A 19,020-nucleotide genomic window follows, 5' to 3' on the forward strand; every position below is an offset into this window, starting at 1 on the left:
GCTACCGCTGACGCCACCCTCACCCCAACCCAACGCACCCAGTAGTTGCTGGGCAAACTGGGTCGTGGCAATGCTTGTATCATTACTGGTGATTGCAGGGGTGGGTGATTTCGGCGTGCCGCTCAGTATCGGCGAAGCAAGGTTGGCTTTGAGGGCCAGTGCCGTGTCCACCTGCGCCTTGGTATAAACATCGGTCAGGCCATAGCCTGCGACTGTCGTTGGATTCGTGGCCCCTACCACTCGGCCATATTTGTCTACGGAAACGCTGCGATAGGTACCGGCAACAATACCGGTACGGCCGAACACCATTTCGAAGCTCAACGCCGTGACACCCAGCGAGATCACGCCGTCGGTAACCAACTGCCACGCACTGTCGCCGTTGACCGTACCCTGCTCCACATGCACCAGAAGCCCAGGAGTAACCTTGGCGGACGTATTGGCATCATGGCAACGAGCCCAGGCACCAGTAGCCACTTCATAGAGGCCGTTATCCTTCGCCTGAGTCTGGTTCTTCACCAGCACACGCGCCCCCGCTACGAGCGTCACACCGTCGATGGGTTGAACACCACTGAGCGTGATATTCGCGGTAGTCGCCGCCTGCACTGAATGCTTGAAATCCTGCCGTGCAAGTTCTTCGGTCACCCACTCGCGAGTAGCAAGTACCACGCTGGGGTCGATCTTCAACTGCACATTGGCAGCGCTGCTGACCACGAGATTCATGCGCACCACTTGGGTTCGCCCCGCCCCCTGGTTCAGCAATGGCTTGAAGGTAGGTGCACAATTGGCCACAGCAATCATGGCGCCGTCTGCATCATAAAGTGCGATCTCGCGAATCCATCGGCCGCCGACGTCTGCCGGGATGACCTGTTCAGCGACGATAATGGCGCTGTTCTTATCATCCACCTTCAGCTGGTTCAGCGGCGCTCGACGCCACTCATTGATCAGCTCGGTCTGACTGGCGCTGGGTGTCGGGTCCGCCCCATTGGCATCGCCAACCCCCATCTGGGTGATTTTCCACGGGATGCCCAAGGCATCCGCATTTGCCTGTTTCGCTGCCCCCACATTGGTGAGGATCGCGTAGAACTGTGAATGTTGGTCAACCATGTGTAATGTCCAAGATATCGATTGTGTGTTCACGGCCGCCGCGACTGATCACGCCGACGACTTCGAGATCGCGCTCTGCGAGCGGATAGATATCCAGTTCGTCGCCGTCCTGGCATGCGCAGCCAAAATGGAACTCGCCACGGCTTTCGAGGCTGATGGTCAAGCCGGTCAGGTGGCGGCTGACAGGCCTGGCATCGTCGATCAATGACGACAGCTGTTCATAGGTGTCTTCATCGATGCCGGCCTCGGACACTCCGATCATTAGAGCAAACGTGCCCGGAACCTCCTGCGGCTCGGCCTCCCACCACTCCTTGACCTCGACCAGATAGCCGAATGGCTCGACCACCCTGCGCAACGCGCCGAGGGTGCCTTTGTGGGCATGGACGAAGAACGCCGAGCGGATCACCGAACGCTTGATGGTGTCGCTCCAGCCGTCATCCCAGCGATCCACCGACCAGGCCCAAGCCAGTTGATAAAGCAGGTGCGACGGGCAGCTATCCGGGCTATAGAGCAGGCGCAGTTCGACACTCAGATCCTCCTCGCCGGCCCTCTCGATGGCCCGTTCCAGAGGTGTTTGATTGAGCGGTAACAGGCTTTGCATGTCAGACTCCCCGCTTCACTTCAATTCCGGTGCACCATGCCGCCTGGGCTTTGGTCGGTCGCACATCGGCCCAGTTGCCCAACTCCACCCGGCTGACACCGTCTATGTGCAATTGGGCATCGATCCCGGAACGTGCCACCTCCAAACCCAGGCGACGACGTGGGTTGACCCATGCACTCAGACGACGCTTGCATTCGGCCAGAACGGCCTCCGACTCCGGCCCTTTGTCCGCCATGTACACCACCGCATCGATCCGGTACGGCAACACTTGCGCGCTGCGCACATTGACCCGGTCAGCCACTGGGCGGATGTCGTCGTCATTGAGGTACACCCTGACCTGCTCCAGCAGCTCGGCGCTGGCCACGCCATTGCCCTCCAGGCTCAGCACCGTGACATCCACCACAGCCGGCGACGGGCTTTCGGCGGTCGCATCCGCGACCAGCCCGGAGGCGTTGCGGGCATGCAGGATGTAGCTGTTGCGCGGGCCTGCGGTGGTGAGGCCTTCATAGACCAGTTGCACCCGCTCGCGCAGGGCTTCATCGGACTCGAGCACCGTTTGGATCGGCGGTACGTGGGTCAGGTCTTCGGCCTGGACCACCAGGCGTTGCAGGCCCACGTTGGCCGCCAGCTGGTCCAGGTCACTGCCCTGGGCATAGGCCAGCAGCAATGCCTTGGCCGCATCGTTGATACGTGCCCGGTTGAGCAGCTTGCGGTAGGCACCGACCTCCAGCAGCTTGGTCACCGGATCGCTTTCCAGGCGAGCGTCCCAGGCCTCGCCCAGGTGGGCGCGGAAGGTGTCCAGGTCGGTCTGGTACAAGGCCTCGTAGTCGAGGTCCTCGAGCAATTGCGGCGCAGGGAGTCTGGACAGGTCGACCTGGCTCATACACTCACCTCCACCAAGGCTTCGTCGCCCAGGTAGCGCCCGCTCAAGGCAAGGTTGACCTGGCCGTCGAGCACCGACAGCACCTTTACCCGCTCCAGTTGCAAGCGTGGCTCCCAGCGCCCGAGCGCACGGGCCACCTCGGCCTGCACGGCGCTCTTCCAGCCTTCGGTGACCGGCAGGTCGATGTAGCGGCGCAACTGGCTGCCATACTCCGGTCGCATACGGCGGCTGCCCAATGGTGTGGTGAGAATGTCTTCGATGGATTGACGCAGGTGGGCGATGCCGGCCAAAGGCTGGCCGGTACGGCGGTCCATGCCGATCATGGCGTACCTCCTGCCCTGGGGCGCAAGGCCCGTCGATGGGGTCGCATATGCAGTCTCCTGACATGAAAAAGCCCGCTGTTGCGGGCCTTGATCAATGTTTGTGGTTGGCTGTGTTGCCGGCGGTATCGATGATCCTGCCGCCGCCGTCGATATCGCCGCTAACGGTCAACGGACCATTGATGGCGACCGTGCCGGTCAAGGTGATGGCCGCAGCGTCGAGGGTGAGCGCGCCATCGCTGACCGCCAGCGTGCTGTCGCCGACCTTGATGCTGGCATTGCCGCTGGGCAAATGGATGTCATAGCGCTTTGCCTGCCAGTCATAGGCGAGCGAGCCGCCATCGTCGAAGCGCCACACCTCCACATGGTCGCGGTTATCCGCTGGGCTGCCGGCATCGCCGTAGAGCCCTGGCACGAAAGTGCCCTGGGCCGGCTCGCCGCTGGGGCTGACCAACACGCCCTGCTCGCCCAGGCTCGGCGCCCTCCAATGGCGTGCCTTGCCGGCGGCCAGGGAATGCCAGCGCAACCAGGCGCTGGTCCAGGTGCCATCGCTTACCCGCACCCGAGCGGCGGCAAGGTCTACCGCTACCACGCGGCAGGGGATGACCAGGCTGGCCAGCATCCGGTCATGCATCGCACTGGCATAGCTCATGGGGTGTCCTCGGCGGCTATGTAGCGGTGTTCGTTGCCCGGGCCGGTGTCCGGGTCGATACCCAGCATCAGCGTGCCGGGTGGTTGGTCGGGCCAAGGCCACTGCATTTCACCCAGCAGCACCGGCTGCTCCCAACGGACTTTCCACAGGCCGCCTTCATATTGGGCCTGGGCGTTGCGGCTGGCCTCGACGAAGTCCAGGCCCCAATGCTGCTGACGCAGCAGATCCATCAGCTGCGCGGCGAGCAGGCTTCCCTGCAGGCGCGCCTCGGGGTTGGCCACATCCGGCGTGATATCCGCCTCGAAGGTGGTGATCAATACCGAGCGGCCATCACGAGGGGCTGCATCGGCGGTCATGCGTACGATGCCGTGGCGCAGGGCCGGTAGTGTCGCGCCGCTGTCGGCCTCGGATGCGATGTCGACCGACGCGAGGTCGGGAATCGCCTCACGTATCGTTACGGTCAATGCTGCATGCAGCGTGGCCAATTCACTCATTGCTTGGACTCCTGTCGCTCATCGACCTGGGAAATGTCACGCAGCCCCAGGCGCTTCGCCGCCCAGCGCTCGTAGAGCCCGATGGCCACGTCGGCGCCTGCCATCGCCGTCATGCAGCCAAAGGCGCTGGCACTCCAGATCGACATGCCGCTGGCATACAGCAGCATCACCGTCGAGACCCCGCAGACCATGCACGCTCCGGAACGCAAGGCCAGCCGCCGCGCCAGCGACCATCCTCGGGCGCCGGCCCTGTCGGCCCGCCACATCTCACCGCTGAGGCCGCCCAGCAATGCCAGGACGATTACCAGCCAGAGCGGTATCTCCAGCAACGTCTGTTGTTCGCTCGTCACTGTCCTGCCTCCTGTAGAAAGCCCGCCGGCAGAGCCGGCGGGTCGGTTGTGTATGAACTCGGCATTCCAAAAAGCCCGGTTTGCCAGGCTTTTCAGTAATGCGTTGTCGAACCGCCGGCCACGGCTGGTGACGCCTGGCGGTTCCGCTTCAAATTGGTGACTCCGACCGCGGCTGCCTGCCCGCCGGATAACTGATCGTGGTGCTTTACGCTGCACACCCGGGCCAGTTGCCAACCCTCTGAACAGTCGAGGCCTGTTCATCGCTGCCTGTGTAACAACCGGTGTCGACCGGCTTGGGACACAAGATATGCACTCATGCATATGCAGTCAATGCATTTCTTCATATTTTTATGCATAAGAAATTGCTGAAATGCATGGACGCCACGTACGACATGGCTTGTAGGGATTTTCCACAGACGAAAAAAAACCCGCCGAAGCGGGTTTTCCTAAGCAGATCACCGATCAGCGGGCGTACATCCCCCACCAGAACACATGCCCGAGCAGGCTGATCTGTTCGTCCTGCATTTGCTGGAAGCTGTAGTCTTCGTCAGGGTGCTCGTCGCGGTTGAAGCTGCGCAGGCGGATGCCGGTGGGCAGGCGATAGACCTGCTTCACTCGCAATTGGCCATTGTGGTTGATGGCATAGAGGTCGCCATCGATGATATCGCCAATGGAGCACTTGCCGGTGTTGACGCCTACCGTCGCCCCGTCGCGCAGCACTGGCAACATGCTGTTGCCCCGTACCGTCACGCATTTGGCCTGGTCGAACTGCACGCCATTGTGGCGCAGGCTGCGCTTGCCGAAACGCAGGCGCGCGCGTTCGCTTTCCTCGATGACGAATCGTCCTGATCCTGCTGCCAACTCGACCTCTCGAAGAAAGGGAACGGAAACCTCGTCGTCCTCGACTGGGGTTTCGTCGTCCCACAGGCTGATGTCGCTCAGCTCCGCATGGCCATGGGCCGGCTGCGCCGACTCGCGAAGCTCGCGGGTTTCGCCCAGCTCGGCACGGCCTCGCAGCTGGTCGGTGCTCACGCCGAAATAATCGGCGATCTTCGACACGTGCTTGTCGGACGGGTCGACGATCTTCTCGCTGAGGATACGCGACAAGGTGGATTGGGGAACGCCCGTGCGCCGGTGCAGCTCCGTCGGGGACAGGCCGTGGCGATCGAGCAGTGCTCTGAGTACAGTGGCTACGTTGCGTTTTTGCATACCGTGCATCATGGATGTGCTGCAACGCAAATGCAATCCATGCAGGCCATTTCTCTTGTCGTTCCCCATGAACTGGCAATTCCTTGTAGGCTCATGGGCCCGGTGGCGCAGGATGATTTCGCCTGCCAACAGAAGGACAAGAACAACAATGATCGGCTTTACCTTCCGCCAGCTCGAATACTTCGTGGCCACAGCCGAACAAGGCAGCGTCAGCGCCGCGGCCCGGGCCAAGCATATTTCGCAACCTTCGGTGTCGCTGGCGATCTCCCAGCTCGAGGCGATCCTGGGCGAGAAGCTGTTCCTGCGCCAGGCCAGCCGCGGCCTGGAATTGAGCCCGGCCGGGCGCCAGTTGCTCGAGCAGGCGCGCGAAATCCTGGCCATGGCTGCTGGCATCGGCACAGCGGGGGATGAACCGGAGGTGCTGCGCGGCAACCTGAGCCTGATCTGCTTCCAGGACTTGGGCCCCTGGTACGCGCCACGCCTGCTCAGCGGCTTTCGCCAGCGTCACCCGGAAGTGGCCATCACCCTGTTCGAGACCGACCTGGCGGGCGTCAACCGACGCCTGAACGACGGCAAGGCGGAACTGGCACTGACCTATGACGTGGGCCTGGACCCGCAGATCGAGCGGCGCGTGCTGGCGCAGGTAGCGCCCTATGCCCTGTTGCCGGTGGACCACCCGTTGGCCCGCCAGGAACAGGTCTCGCTGGTCGAGCTTGCCGAGGAGTGCCTGATCCTCGAAGACATCGCCCGCACCCGTGAATACTTCCTGTCGCTGTTCTGGGCCCATGACCTGCAGCCACGTTCCCAGCAACTGACCCAGACCTTCGAGATGCAACGTGGGCTGGTCGCCCATGGCTATGGCGTGGCGTTATCCTGCACCCGCCCCGCGGGGGACCAGAGCTACGATGGCCGGCCATTGGCGTGCCGGCCCCTGCGCGAAGCGGTCAGCCCGCAATCGGTGGTGCTGGCGCAATCCAGCGCCATGCGCCCCTCGCCGGTGGCCCAGGCATTCCTGCGCTGGGCCAGCGAGCTGTTTTCCGTCTGACTCAGGCGCTGACCGGTGCCGGGCGCGGCTGGCGCGCCACCCACAACCAATAGCCCACCGACAGCAGGGCCAGCCAGCCGAGGCCGACGTACATCGCCGTGCGGGTATCCGGGAACCAGCCCAGCACGCCGAAGATGAACAGCATGAACACGATGGCCAGGGCCGGCCCTACCGGCCACAGCGGCACCGGGAAGTCCAGGCCGGCGATTTCCTCGCGGCTCATGCCACGGCGCATGGCGACCTGGGAGAGCAGAATCATCAGCCACACCCAGACGATCGAGAAGGTCACCACAGCGGCCAGGATGAGGAACAGGTTCTCCGGCATCAGGTAGTTGAGCACCACACCCAGCAACAAGGCGACGCCCATCACCACCACGGTCATCCATGGCACGCCGAAGCGCGACAGCCGCGAGAAGCCCGACGGTGCCTGGCCGTTCTGGGCCATGCCGTACATCATGCGCCCGGCACTGAAGATATCGCTGTTGATCGCCGAGACTGCCGCCGAAATGACCACGATGTTGAGCAGGGTCGCGGCCGAGCCGATGCCCAGGCCGCTGAAGATCTGCACGAACGGGCTGCCCTGGCTACCGATCTTGGTCCAGGGGTAGATGGCCATCAGCACCACCAGGGTCAGCACATAGAACAGCAGGATGCGCAGCGGCACCGAATTGATCGCCTTGGGCAGCACGCGCTTGGGGTCCTTGGCTTCGCCGGCGGTGATACCGATCATCTCGACGCCGCCGAAGGCGAACATCACCACGGTGAAGGAAGCGATCATCCCGCCGATGCCGTTGGGGAAGAACCCACCGTGACTCCACAGGTTGGACAGCCCAGTGACAGTCTCAGCGCCATTACCCAGCTGGATGCCGAACAGCAACACCGCGCCGCCGGCCAGGATCATCGCGATGATCGCAGTGACCTTGAGCAGCGACAACCAGAACTCCATTTCACCGAACACCTTGACGCTGCACAGGTTCAGCGCGCCGATGAAGCAGACGATACCCAGCACCCAGATCCAGCGCGGAGTGTCCGGGAACCACAGGCCCATGTAGACGCCGAAGGCGGTGACGTCCGCCAGGCACACCACCAGCATGGAAAACGCATAGCTCCAGCCGGTGAGAAACCCCAGGTAGCGCCCCAGGTACTGGCTGGTGTACTGCCCGAACGAGCCGGACACCGGGTTGCGCACGGCCATCTCGCCGAGGGCGCGCATCATCATGTAGATGGCCGCACCACCGATCAGGTAGGCCAGCAGCACCGACGGCCCGGCCAGCTTGATCGCCGACGCCGAGCCATAGAACAGCCCCGTGCCGATCGCCGAGCCCAGCGCCATGAAGCGGATGTGCCGGGTACTCAGGCCCCGTCGCAGGTTGTTGTGGTCGTTCATCCCAGGGACTCCTCGTTGTTCTTGTTCTTGCCGGCAGTCGCGCTGCCGTGGAAGGGTTCACGCAAGGCCCGGAAACCGCAGGGCGCAGGGCTATTAACCGGCCAATCGAGAGGCAAGACAACAAGGTGGGGCATACAGAATAGCTATAGTGACGAATAGGAATTCTGTGATTTACCCGGCCCTCGCCGGCACCCGATGCTGGTGCCACGACAACAACAAGGAGAGGGCTGCCCCATGAATCCCCACATCGAAGACTACCAGCGCGACGGCGCAGTGATCCTGCGTGGCGTGTTCAAGGACTGGATCGAACGCCTGCGCGAAGGCTTCGAGCAGAACCTGGCCGAACCCAGCGCCTTCGCCATCGAGAACGTCGGCTCCGGCGAAGGCGGGCGGTTCTTCGAGGACTACTGCAACTGGCAGCGCATCCCCGCGTTCACCGACTTCGTGCTCAACTCCCCCGCTGCGGGCCTGGCCGGCGAACTGATGGGCGCCCAGCAGGTGCAGGTGTTCCACGACCACATCCTGGTCAAGGAGCCCGGCACCGCCAAGCCCACCCCCTGGCACCAGGACCTGCCCTACTACTGCGTAGACGGCCTGCAGACTGCCAGCTACTGGATCCCCCTGGACCCGGTCACCCGCCACAACACCCTGAGCGTGGTGCTTGGCTCGCACCGCTGGCCCAAGCCGGTCCGCCCCAAACGCTGGGCCAGCAACCAGGACTTCTACGGCGCCACCGACGCCGACGGCCAGAACCTGTACATGGACATGCCGGATGTAGAGAACGGCGAATACCAGATCCTGTCGCCGGAACTGGAGCCGGGCGATGCCATCGTCTTCGACTTCCGCACCGTGCACGGCGCGGCGGGTAACACCGGCACCGGCAGGCGCCGGGCTTTCTCCACCCGCTTTTTGGGCGACGACGTGCGCTACGTGCAGCGCCCCGGCCGCACCTCACCGCCCTTCCCGGGCATCAACCTGCGTGATGGCGAGCGTATGCGCGAAGACTGGTTCCCGGTGGTCTGGCAACGCAGCTGAAAGCGCGTTGCCCCGCGCCCGCCCGCGCGGGGCAACGCCGCTTCGAGGATCAACGAAGTGGCCTGGGCGCCTGTGCCCGGCAGGCAAGAACCTGTAGACTTGGGCGTTTCGCATTTTGTCTGAGACGCACAGCTTCAAGGCCTTGAATGTCTGACCTTTCCGCACACACACCAATGATGCAGCAGTACTGGAAGCTGAAGAACCAGCATCCAGACCAGCTGATGTTCTACCGCATGGGCGATTTCTACGAGATCTTCTACGAAGACGCGAAGAAAGCCGCCAAACTGCTGGATATCACCCTGACCGCCCGTGGCCAGTCCGCCGGCCAGTCGATCCCCATGTGCGGGATCCCGTTCCATTCGGTGGAAGGTTACCTGGCCAAGCTGGTCAAGCTCGGCGAGTCGGTGGTGATCTGCGAGCAGATCGGCGACCCGGCCACCAGCAAGGGGCCGGTGGAGCGCCAAGTGGTGCGGATCATCACCCCCGGTACGGTCAGCGACGAGGCCCTGCTCGACGAGCGCCGCGACAACTTGATTGCCGCGCTGCTGGGCGATGAGCGCCTGTTCGGCCTGGCAGTGCTGGACATCACCAGCGGTAACTTCACCGTCCAGGAAATCAAGGGCTGGGAAAACCTGCTGGCCGAGCTCGAACGCATCAACCCGGTGGAGCTGCTGATCCCCGACGACTGGCCCCAGGGCCTGCCGGCGGAAAAGCGCCCGGGTTGCCGCCGCCGCGCGCCGTGGGACTTCGACCGCGACTCGGCACGCAAAAGCCTGTGCCAGCAGTTCGCGACCCAGGACCTCAAGGGCTTTGGCTGCGACAAGCTGACCCTGGCCATCGGCGCCGCCGGCTGCCTGCTGACCTACGCCAAGGAAACCCAGCGCACCACCCTGCCGCACCTGCGCAGCCTGCGCCATGAGCGCATGGACGACACGGTGATCCTGGACGGCGCCAGCCGCCGCAACCTGGAGCTGGACGTCAACCTGGCCGGTGGCCGCGACAATACCCTGCAATCGGTCATCGACCGCTGCCAGACCGCCATGGCCAGCCGCTTGCTGACCCGTTGGTTGAACCGCCCGCTGCGCGACCTGAAGGTGCTCAAGGCGCGCCAGGACTCGATCCGCTGCCTGCTCGACGGCTACCGCTTCGAAAAGCTGCAGCCGCAGCTCAAGGAAATCGGCGACATCGAGCGGATCCTGGCCCGTATCGGCCTGCGCAACGCCCGCCCGCGTGACCTAGCCCGCCTGCGCGATGCCCTGGCCGCTCTGCCCGAGCTGCAGAACGCCATGGCCGAGCTGGAGGCCCCGCACCTGGCACGCCTGGCGGCGATCACCGGCACCTACCCGGAACTGGCCAGCCTGCTGGAACGGGCGATCATCGACAACCCGCCGGCGGTGATCCGCGACGGCGGGGTACTCAAGACCGGCTACGACAGCGAGCTGGACGAGCTGCTGGCCATGAGCGAAAACGCCGGCCAGTTCCTCATCGACCTGGAGGCCCGGGAAAAAGCCCGTACGGGCCTGGCCAACCTCAAGGTCGGCTACAACCGCGTGCACGGCTACTATATCGAGCTGCCCACCAAGCAGGCCGAGCAGGCGCCGGGCGACTACATCCGCCGGCAGACCCTCAAAGGTGCCGAGCGCTTCATCACCCCCGAGCTCAAGGCGTTCGAGGATAAGGCGCTGTCGGCCAAGAGCCGCGCCCTGGCCCGCGAGAAAATGCTCTACGACGCCCTGCTCGAGACCCTGATCGGCCACCTGGCCCCGTTGCAGGACAGCGCCGCTGCCCTGGCCGAGCTGGATGTGCTGAGCAATCTGGCCGAGCGCGCGCTGAACCTGGACCTCAACTGCCCGACCTTCGTCGACGAGCCCTGCCTGCGCATCGATCAGGGCCGCCATCCGGTGGTCGAGCAGGTGTTGACCACGCCATTCGTGGCCAACGACCTGGCGCTGGACAACAACACGCGGATGCTGATCATCACCGGCCCGAACATGGGCGGTAAGTCCACCTACATGCGCCAGACCGCGCTGATCGTACTGATGGCGCATATCGGCAGCTTCGTACCTGCAGCGCGCTGCGAGCTGTCGCTGGTCGACCGCATCTTCACCCGTATCGGCTCGAGCGACGACCTGGCTGGTGGGCGCTCGACCTTCATGGTCGAGATGAGCGAAACCGCCAACATCCTGCACAACGCCACCGACCGCAGCCTGGTGCTGATGGACGAAGTCGGCCGCGGCACCAGCACCTTCGACGGCCTGTCGCTGGCCTGGGCCGCCGCCGAGCGCCTGGCCCAGCTGCGTGCCTACACGCTGTTCGCCACGCACTACTTCGAGCTGACCGTGCTGCCGGAGAGCGAGCCGCTGGTGGCCAACGTGCATCTGAACGCCACCGAACACAACGAACGCATCGTCTTCCTGCACCATGTACTGCCTGGTCCGGCCAGCCAGAGCTACGGCCTGGCCGTGGCGCAGCTGGCCGGCGTGCCGGCGCCGGTCATCCAACGTGCCCGCGAGCATCTGGGCCGCCTGGAAACGGCCAGCCTGCCCCATGAGCAACCGGTCAAGGTCGCCAAGGGTGAGCCGCAGGTCCCGCACCAGAGCGACCTGTTCGCCAGCCTGCCACACCCGGCCATCGAGAAGCTGGGCAAGCTAGACCTGGACGAAATGACACCGCGCCAAGCTATCGAAACGCTATATCAACTGAAAAACCTGTTATAACGGCGCCCACAACAAGCTGGTAGAATCCGCCGCGGTTTGCCGGTGCTGCAGGTTATTAGCCTGGCCTGCAGCCAACTGCCTGTAAACCGCGCGGCCCGTTAGAGGAAGGGCCGCCGCCGTCGCCTGAGGAGAGAACTAGAAATGACCTTCGTCGTCACCGACAACTGCATCAAATGCAAATACACCGACTGCGTGGAAGTCTGTCCGGTGGACTGCTTCTACGAAGGCCCGAACTTCCTGGTGATTCACCCGGACGAGTGCATCGACTGCGCCCTGTGTGAGCCGGAATGCCCGGCCCAAGCCATTTTCTCGGAAGACGAAGTACCTGCCGGCATGGAGAACTTCCTCGAGCTGAACGCCGAACTGGCGGAGATCTGGCCGAACATCACCGAGCGCAAGGACCCGCTGCCGGACGCCGAAGAGTGGGATGGCAAGCCTGGCAAGATCGAGTATCTGGAACGTTGAGCGTCCGAACCTGAAAAAGGCCCGAAAGGGCCTTTTTTATTGCCTGCAAAACACCTTGCAGACTTCACCCTTGTGGGAGCGGCCTTGTGCCGCGATCGGCTGCGCAGCAGCCGTAAAATCAGCGCCCCCAATACACCAGGTAGAACGTGCATGCAGGCTTTACGCCTGCTACGCAGCCGATCGCGGCACAAGGCCGGCTCCTACAAGGCGAGCGTGGGTATTGCGGCTTTTTCCGGGCAAAAAAAAGGGGCGGTTTGACCCGCCCACATTTTTTCCGTAGTCCCTGCTTGTCCCAATCATCATCCTGATGAATCGCGTCTTGCGATGTCCCTGACCTTCATCCTTGAAAGCCTGTGTCAGTCCGTCGACACAGTTCGAATACTAGCCATTCCAGTTTGACGAGCAAGGGTCAAACCTCTCAAAACAATTCAGTGGACACATCTTTTCACACCTAAAAAATCCTCAATTATCAGCATGTTAGGATTTCAAGCCCGGTGGAAACGACAATGATTTACTGACCCCTACAGAAAAGTCCTACATAACAGGTAAGCAATCTCTTACACGCACTGCTACAACGGTAGCGAAGTAAACATTCTCGCCCACGAACAAAAACGCCCCGAGGTCATCGGGGCGTATATCAAAGCAGCGGCGCTTACTGGAACAGAGACTCGCTGGAGAGCCCGTTCTTCTCGAGGATCTCGCGCAGGCGCTTGAGCCCCTCGACCTGGATCTGCCGCACCCGCTCGCGGGTCAGGCCGATTTCCAGGCCGACATCCTCCAAGGTGCTGCTCTCATGCCCGCGCAGGCCGAAACGGCGTACCACCACCTCACGCTGTTTGTCGGTCAGCTCGCCCAACCACTGGTCGATGCTCTGGGACAGGTCATCGTCCTGAAGCAACTCGCATGGGTCGGTCGGGCGGTCATCCGTCAAGGTGTCGAGCAGAGTCTTGTCGGAGTCCGGGCCGAGCGAGACGTCCACCGAAGAAACCCGTTCGTTGAGCCCAAGCATGCGCTTGACCTCCGCGACCGGTTTTTCCAGCAGGCTGGCGATTTCTTCCGGGGAGGGCTCATGGTCGAGCTTCTGGGTCAACTCCCGTGCCGCGCGCAGGTAGACGTTGAGCTCCTTGACCACGTGGATCGGCAGGCGAATGGTGCGGGTCTGGTTCATGATTGCCCGCTCGATGGTCTGGCGGATCCACCAGGTGGCGTAGGTCGAGAAGCGGAAACCCCGCTCGGGGTCGAACTTCTCCACCGCCCGGATCAACCCCAGGTTGCCCTCCTCGATCAAATCGAGCAACGACAGGCCACGGTTGACGTAACGGCGAGCGATCTTGACCACCAGGCGCAGGTTGCTCTCGATCATGCGCTTGCGACCAGCCGGGTCCCCTTTCTGCGACAGGCGCGCATAGTGCACTTCCTCTTCGGGAGAAAGCAGCGGGGAGAAACCGATCTCGTTGAGATACAGCTGGGTGGCATCGAGCGCCCGGCTGTAATCGATGTACTTGTGTTGCTTGAGCGATGAGCCTTGTTTGGCCTTGGTCCGAACCGAAGGTACAGCAGGTTCGTCTGACACCACATCCGTTTCCAAAACGATGCCTGTCTCCATCAGAAGGAGGTCATCGTCGATGTCAAACTCCGGCACTTCTTTGCTGAGAGCCATTGTTATAGTCCTTTGCTGAGTTCGAACTCAGGCTCGAGCGGCACCTGTTTCCCTGGCAGCGCTGGAGCCTGTCCCCTCTACGTCAGTGGGAACAGGCCGGGGGCAAAGATCAACGACGTGGCAGGAACTGGAGCGGATCGACGGGTTTGCCCTGGCGGCGAATCTCGAAATGCAGCTTCACCCGATCAGTGCCCGTTGACCCCATTTCAGCGATCGTCTGCCCTGCCTTGACCTGCTGTCCCTCCCGAACCAAAAGCCTGCGGTTATGACCGTAGGCACTGACGTAGGTATCGCTGTGCTTGATGATGATCAGCTCGCCGTAGCCCCTCAAGCCACTCCCGGCGTACACCACTGAACCACCAGACGCAGCAAAAACAGGCTGTCCCAAATCACCGGCGATATCAATGCCTTTATTCAAACTACCGTTTGAAGCGAATTTTCCAATCAGCACGCCATTGGCTGGCCACGTCCACCCGCCCACGGAGCGCTCTGCGGCAGGCACCTGGGTGATCACGGGAGCCGGCGTCGTGGGTGCTGGAGTGGAAGGCCGGCTACTCGCAGGAGGCGTGGCCGGGGTGCCCACAGGGCGGCGGGTGACCGTGGTCCTGCTGGACGAGGAAGGGCTGGACACCACGCGGGTCGTGCCGGTGGAGCCACTGCTGAAACGGATGGCCTGGCCAGGCCGGATGGTATAGGGGGCGGCGATATTGTTGCGTGCCGCCAGCTCCTTATAGTCCCAGCCATAGCGGAAGGCGATGGAATACAGGGTATCGCCAGGCTTGACCACATAATGACCGGACGTCACGGTGGGGCGCTTGGGCACCGTGTTGTTGCGATCCACCACACGCGCGTTGTTGGAACCGGTGCTGGAGCAGCCAGCCAGCGTTGTGGCCATGGCCAGGGCAATCAGCAGAAGCCTGAAAAACGACTGATCCTTGCGTTGCCGCATGATTGTGTGCCCCACCCGCGCTCCCCTCATGGTGCCGAAACGATGACGATACGAAATGCAATATTGTTGCAATTATAAACGAGCCGACACGCCTTGGGGTGCCGGCTCAAACGCCACGACAAGACTGGCGAAACCCCGCACGATAGACAGGGACGCGACAGAAGAATTCGTCGATGTTGTAAATATTCCCGTGTGCCCTCAGGCCAGCGGGCCGTTGAGCAGTGGCACGAAGCGCACGGCTCCCAGCACGCGGCGGGAGAAACCATGCTCCTCACGCACGATCAGCATCAATTGCTGCGCTTCGCCGGCAGGCCCCACCGGGATCACCATGCGCCCACCGGGTGCCAGCTGGTCCAGCAGCGCTTGAGGCACTTCCGGTGCCACGGCAGTGACGATGATGCCGTTGTAGGGCGCAAGCGCCGGCCAACCCTCGCAGCCGTCCCCCCAACGGAACACCACGTTGCGCAGGTTGAGCTCGACCAAGCGCTCCTTGGCTCTGTCCTGCAGGACCTTGATCCGCTCCACCGAGAACACCCGTTCCACCAGCTGCGCCAGGACCGCCGTCTGGTAGCCTGAGCCCGTGCCGATCTCCAGGACCTTGTCCAGCGGGCCCGCCTCGAGCAGCAGCTCGCTCATGTGGGCGACCATGAACGGCTGGGAGATGGTCTGGTTGTGCCCGATCGGCAGTGCGGTGTCCTCGTAGGCCCGGTGCGCCAAGGCCTCGTCGACGAACAGGTGGCGCGGGGTACGACGAATGACCTCGAGCACTTGCGTGTTCGACACACCTTCCTCGTACAGGCGCTGTATCAGCCGCTCCCGGGTCCGCTGGGAAGTCATGCCGATACCGCGGCGCAGCATATCGTCCTGTTCACGCATCAGAGCAGGCCCTCCAGCCAACCGTCGAGACGTTCGAAGGCATCATTGAAGGTGCGGTCCAGCTGCAGTGGGGTGATCGACACATAGCCCTGCATCACCGCATGGAAGTCGGTACCCGGCCCACCGTCCTCGGCATCGCCGGCCACGGCAATCCAGTAGCCTTCCTTGCCTCGTGGGTTGACCACTTTGGTCGGTGCTGCCGCGCGCGCCCGGTGGCCGAGGCGGGTCAGCTGGATGCCACGGATATGCTCGAGCGGCAGATTGGGAATATTGACGTTGAGCACTGTGCGCGGTGGCAGCTCCAGACGCGACTGAGCCTCGACCAGACGCCGCGCGATGTAGGCGGCGGTGGGCAGGTTATCCGGCTGGCGCGACAGCAACGAGAAAGCAAGCGACGTACCGCCCAGGAAGCGCCCCTCCAATGCCGCGGCGACGGTACCGGAGTACAGCACGTCGTCGCCCAGGTTGGCGCCCAGGTTGATGCCGGACACGACCATGTCGGGCGTCTCCGGCAACAGGCCGTTGAGCCCCAGGTGCACGCAGTCGGTCGGCGTGCCGTTGAGGCTGATGAAGCCATTGGCCAGTGTCTGCGGGTGCAGTGGCCGATCCAGCGTCAGCGAACTGCTGGCGCCGCTCTTGTCTTGATCCGGGGCAATCACTACGCACTCGGCGTGATCCACCAGCGCAGCATGCAGCGCGGCGAGGCCGGGTGCGGTAACACCGTCGTCATTCGAAATCAGAATACGCATGGGCTGTCCGTCTGCCCTGCCGGCACCAGATCGACGAGCTCGCGCACAACCACGGTGGCGAAGCATCCGGCCGGAAGGACGAATTCCAGTTGCAGGATATCAGGCTCGGGATAATGCCACGTCAGCTCGCCAATAGGGAGCCGCAAGATACGCCGTTCGTGACTCATGCCCGCTTGCGCCAGCCACTGGCACAGCGCCACGTGCTGTTCGCCGATGCTTGATTCCAGCGTGGATACTGGGCCGCAGGCCGGCGTAGGCCCTTCGCCCCACAAAGGGCCGGTAGGATGCAAGTCGAGAATCGACAATCGAGGATCAGAGCATTCCTCCTCTCCCGCAGGAAAAAAGCTACGACTGTCCGTGAATGCCAACAGGTCACCCACCTGCGCCTGGTTCCAGGTGCCTTCGGCGACCCGTGCGGCCAGCACTTGGTTGAACAGGTAGCTGCGCCCGGCCGACAACAGCCGCGAACGGACATTGCGCTGCTCGGGCAATGCCTTGCGAGCTGCCCAGTCCTGGGCATCGTGCACGTTACCGCCGGCATGACCGAAGCGCTGGCTGCCGAAGTAGTTCGGCACGCCCTGCGCCTTCAACAACGCCAGGCGCGCATCCAGGGCGTCGTGGTCGGCCTGCAAGGCGGTCAGGCGCAAGGTAAAGCCATTGGCCGAATGGGCCCCACGCTGCAGCTTGCGTTGGTGGCGAACCTGCTTGAGCACCCGCAGGCTGGCGTCTTCGGCCCGCGACAGGTCGGGGTCGGCCTTGCCCGGCAGATGCAGGCTGAACCATTGGCGGGTCAAGGCCTGGCGGTCCTTGAGGCCCGCATAGCTGATGGTACGTACCGGCACGCCTGCGGCACGGGCCAGGCGCCGGGCTGCCTCCTCGGTGTTCAGGTCGCGCTTCTCGACCCACAGCCAGAGGTGTTCGCCCTGGCCGGACAACGGGATGTCCAGCACCTCATCGACCTGGAAGTCCTCGGCAACGGCTTTGAGCACCGCCTGGCCGAGCGGTTCGCCCGATGCCCTAGGGCCCAGCAGCTCCAGTTCGGTCATGCTGGCAGTAACAGGGCCACCGCATGCACGGCGATGCCCTCCTCACGGCCGGTGAAGCCTAGTTTCTCGGTGGTGGTGGCCTTGACGTTGACCTGGTCGAGGGCGACCTGCAAGTCTTCGGCGACCCGCTGACGCATGGTCTCGATGTGCGGCGCCATCTTCGGTGCCTGGGCCACGATGGTGGCGTCGACGTTGCCGACCTTCCAGCCTTTGGCCTGGACGATGCCAACCACGTGGCGCAACAGCACGCGGCTGTCGGCGCCCTTGAACTGGGGGTCGGTATCGGGGAAATGCTTGCCGATGTCGCCCAGCGCCGCGGCGCCGAGCAAGGCATCGCTCAGGGCGTGCAACAGCACGTCACCATCGGAATGGGCCAACAGGCCGTATTTGTGGGGGATACGCACCCCACCCAGGGTAATGAAATCACCGTCGCAGAAACGGTGCACATCGTAGCCGTGGCCAATACGCATAGGAAAAAGCCCTGATTGAGTCAGGGCTGGATTCTACCTGCTTTTGAGACATTGGGGCTGGAGGTGATCGCCACGACATTTTTTGCGCCTGCGAGATCGAGCGCCGCGCGGGCGGCGCTCGATCTTGCAGGCACCCAAAATGCTACGCCTTACACCCGCCCCAAGGCCACCGCATGATGACGCAGATGTTCATCGATGAAGCTCGCGATGAAGTAGTAGCTGTGGTCATAGCCCGGCTGCAGACGCAGGGTCAGCTCATGGCCGCCCTTGCGTGCGGCCTGCTCCAAGGCTTCGGGTTTGAGCTGCTTTTCCAGGAAGTCATCCCGGTCGCCTTGGTCCACCAGCAGCGGCGGGCATTGACCGGCAGGCGTCTCGGCAAGCAGCACGCTGGCATCCCACTCACGCCAACGCGCACGGTCGTCACCCAGGTACCGGGAAAACGCCTTCTCGCCCCACGGGCAATCCATCGGGTTGCTGATCGGTGAGAATGCCGATACCGAGCGGTACCGGCCCGGGTTGCGCAAGGCGCACACCAGCGCACCATGGCCACCCATGGAATGGCCGCTGATGCTGCGCTGATCGGAGGCCGGGAAATGAGCTTCCACCAGGGCCGGCAGTTCGTGCACCACATAGTCATGCATGCGGTAGTGCTGGGCCCAGGGCTGTTGGGTGGCGTTGAGGTAGAACCCGGCACCCAGGCCGAAGTCCCAGGCCCCCTCCGGGTCACCCGGCACCTGCTCGCCGCGTGGGCTGGTGTCGGGGGCGACGATGATCAGCCCAAGCTCGGCGGCCAGGCGCTGGGCGCCGGCCTTCTGCATGAAGTTCTCGTCGGTGCAGGTCAGGCCGCTGAGCCAGTACAGCACCGGCAGCTTCTCGCCCTGCTCGGCCTGCGGGGGCAGGTAGACGGCGAACACCATGTCGCAGCCCAACACCTTGGAAGGGTGCCGGTAGCGCTTGTGCCAGCCGCCGAAGCTCTTCTGGCAGGAAATGTTTTCCAGGCTCATGACA

19 protein-coding genes and 1 pseudogene are annotated in these 19,020 nt (G+C 63.2%); 4 read left to right on the forward strand and 16 right to left on the reverse strand.

What is annotated here, in order from left to right; all coding sequences use genetic code 11:
* Positions 1-33: 33 nt before the first annotated feature.
* The 8 genes and pseudogenes from ACNFCI_RS11125 to ACNFCI_RS11160 all read right to left on the reverse strand — a co-directional run.
* A pseudogene (locus ACNFCI_RS11125) lies at positions 34-1,104 on the reverse strand (phage tail protein); the annotation flags it as partial.
* A complete protein-coding gene (locus tag ACNFCI_RS11130) occupies positions 1,097-1,705 on the reverse strand; it encodes a phage tail protein I (protein ID WP_368830094.1) in 609 nt (202 codons plus the stop codon). The pseudogene ACNFCI_RS11125 and the gene ACNFCI_RS11130, both read right to left, overlap by 8 nt.
* Position 1,706: 1 nt before the next feature.
* Positions 1,707-2,588, reverse strand: a complete 882-nt coding sequence (locus ACNFCI_RS11135; RefSeq protein ID WP_368830093.1) for a baseplate J/gp47 family protein — start codon at positions 2,586-2,588, stop codon at positions 1,707-1,709.
* Positions 2,585-2,911: a GPW/gp25 family protein gene (locus ACNFCI_RS11140; protein ID WP_084854434.1), complete on the reverse strand. Its 327-nt coding sequence runs from the start codon at positions 2,909-2,911 to the stop codon at positions 2,585-2,587. Before ACNFCI_RS11140 ends, ACNFCI_RS11135 begins: the two co-directional genes overlap by 4 nt.
* 91 nt (positions 2,912-3,002) lie before the next feature.
* Positions 3,003-3,560: a phage baseplate assembly protein V gene (locus ACNFCI_RS11145; protein ID WP_368830092.1), complete on the reverse strand. Its 558-nt coding sequence runs from the start codon at positions 3,558-3,560 to the stop codon at positions 3,003-3,005.
* Entirely contained in the window at positions 3,557-4,054 is a 498-nt protein-coding gene (locus ACNFCI_RS11150) for a hypothetical protein (protein WP_084854430.1), read from the reverse strand. The genes ACNFCI_RS11145 and ACNFCI_RS11150 overlap by 4 nt, the downstream gene beginning before the upstream one ends.
* Positions 4,051-4,404 (reverse strand): phage holin family protein, encoded by a 354-nt coding sequence (locus ACNFCI_RS11155; RefSeq protein ID WP_084854428.1) that lies wholly within the window; start codon positions 4,402-4,404, stop codon positions 4,051-4,053. The genes ACNFCI_RS11150 and ACNFCI_RS11155 overlap by 4 nt, the downstream gene beginning before the upstream one ends.
* 462 nt (positions 4,405-4,866) lie before the next feature.
* Positions 4,867-5,613, reverse strand: coding sequence for an XRE family transcriptional regulator (locus ACNFCI_RS11160; protein ID WP_084854426.1), 747 nt, complete (start codon positions 5,611-5,613; stop codon positions 4,867-4,869).
* Between the two features lie 148 nt (positions 5,614-5,761).
* Here ACNFCI_RS11160 and ACNFCI_RS11165 point away from each other — a divergent pair, with 148 nt between their 5' ends.
* Positions 5,762-6,658: a LysR substrate-binding domain-containing protein gene (locus ACNFCI_RS11165; protein WP_324814734.1), complete on the forward strand. Its 897-nt coding sequence runs from the start codon at positions 5,762-5,764 to the stop codon at positions 6,656-6,658.
* 1 nt (position 6,659) lies between these two features.
* On the opposite strand, the gene ACNFCI_RS11170 is transcribed toward ACNFCI_RS11165, so the two are convergent.
* Positions 6,660-8,045: an amino acid permease gene (locus ACNFCI_RS11170; RefSeq protein ID WP_368830091.1), complete on the reverse strand. Its 1,386-nt coding sequence runs from the start codon at positions 8,043-8,045 to the stop codon at positions 6,660-6,662.
* Positions 8,046-8,279: 234 nt separating this feature from the next.
* Here ACNFCI_RS11170 and ACNFCI_RS11175 point away from each other — a divergent pair, with 234 nt between their 5' ends.
* From ACNFCI_RS11175 to fdxA, 3 genes are all read left to right on the forward strand, one after another.
* A complete protein-coding gene (locus ACNFCI_RS11175; RefSeq protein ID WP_084854420.1) occupies positions 8,280-9,080 on the forward strand; it encodes a phytanoyl-CoA dioxygenase family protein in 801 nt (266 codons plus the stop codon).
* A 146-nt stretch (positions 9,081-9,226) separates the two neighbouring features.
* Positions 9,227-11,797: a DNA mismatch repair protein MutS gene (gene mutS, locus ACNFCI_RS11180; protein WP_084854418.1), complete on the forward strand. Its 2,571-nt coding sequence runs from the start codon at positions 9,227-9,229 to the stop codon at positions 11,795-11,797.
* A gap of 141 nt (positions 11,798-11,938) precedes the next feature.
* Positions 11,939-12,262 carry a ferredoxin FdxA gene (fdxA, locus tag ACNFCI_RS11185; protein ID WP_084854416.1) on the forward strand — a complete coding sequence of 108 codons (324 nt, stop codon included), beginning with the start codon at positions 11,939-11,941 and terminating at the stop codon, positions 12,260-12,262.
* A gap of 652 nt (positions 12,263-12,914) precedes the next feature.
* On the opposite strand, the gene rpoS is transcribed toward fdxA, so the two are convergent.
* From rpoS to fghA, 7 genes are all read right to left on the reverse strand, one after another.
* On the reverse strand, positions 12,915-13,922 hold the full coding sequence (rpoS, locus tag ACNFCI_RS11190; RefSeq protein WP_084854413.1) for an RNA polymerase sigma factor RpoS: 1,008 nt from the start codon (positions 13,920-13,922) through the stop codon (positions 12,915-12,917).
* A gap of 109 nt (positions 13,923-14,031) precedes the next feature.
* Positions 14,032-14,886, reverse strand: a complete 855-nt coding sequence (locus ACNFCI_RS11195; protein WP_084854410.1) for a peptidoglycan DD-metalloendopeptidase family protein — start codon at positions 14,884-14,886, stop codon at positions 14,032-14,034.
* Positions 14,887-15,069: 183 nt separating this feature from the next.
* The gene (locus ACNFCI_RS11200; protein ID WP_172402942.1) at positions 15,070-15,708 is read right to left on the reverse strand and encodes a protein-L-isoaspartate(D-aspartate) O-methyltransferase; all 639 of its coding nucleotides are present in this window, start codon (positions 15,706-15,708) and stop codon (positions 15,070-15,072) included.
* Positions 15,709-15,746: 38 nt separating this feature from the next.
* A complete protein-coding gene (surE, locus tag ACNFCI_RS11205; protein WP_084854406.1) occupies positions 15,747-16,496 on the reverse strand; it encodes a 5'/3'-nucleotidase SurE in 750 nt (249 codons plus the stop codon).
* Positions 16,484-17,542, reverse strand: a complete 1,059-nt coding sequence (gene truD, locus ACNFCI_RS11210) for a tRNA pseudouridine(13) synthase TruD (RefSeq protein ID WP_368829916.1) — start codon at positions 17,540-17,542, stop codon at positions 16,484-16,486. Before truD ends, surE begins: the two co-directional genes overlap by 13 nt.
* Positions 17,539-18,012 carry a 2-C-methyl-D-erythritol 2,4-cyclodiphosphate synthase gene (ispF, locus tag ACNFCI_RS11215; RefSeq protein WP_084854401.1) on the reverse strand — a complete coding sequence of 158 codons (474 nt, stop codon included), beginning with the start codon at positions 18,010-18,012 and terminating at the stop codon, positions 17,539-17,541. Before ispF ends, truD begins: the two co-directional genes overlap by 4 nt.
* A 149-nt stretch (positions 18,013-18,161) precedes the next feature.
* Positions 18,162-19,016, reverse strand: coding sequence for an S-formylglutathione hydrolase (gene fghA / locus ACNFCI_RS11220; protein WP_084854400.1), 855 nt, complete (start codon positions 19,014-19,016; stop codon positions 18,162-18,164).
* Positions 19,017-19,020: the final 4 nt, after the last annotated feature.

Origin of the sequence: Pseudomonas sp. NY15356 (assembly GCF_048068175.1) — a bacterium.
GTDB lineage: Bacteria > Pseudomonadota > Gammaproteobacteria > Pseudomonadales > Pseudomonadaceae > Aquipseudomonas > Aquipseudomonas putida_K.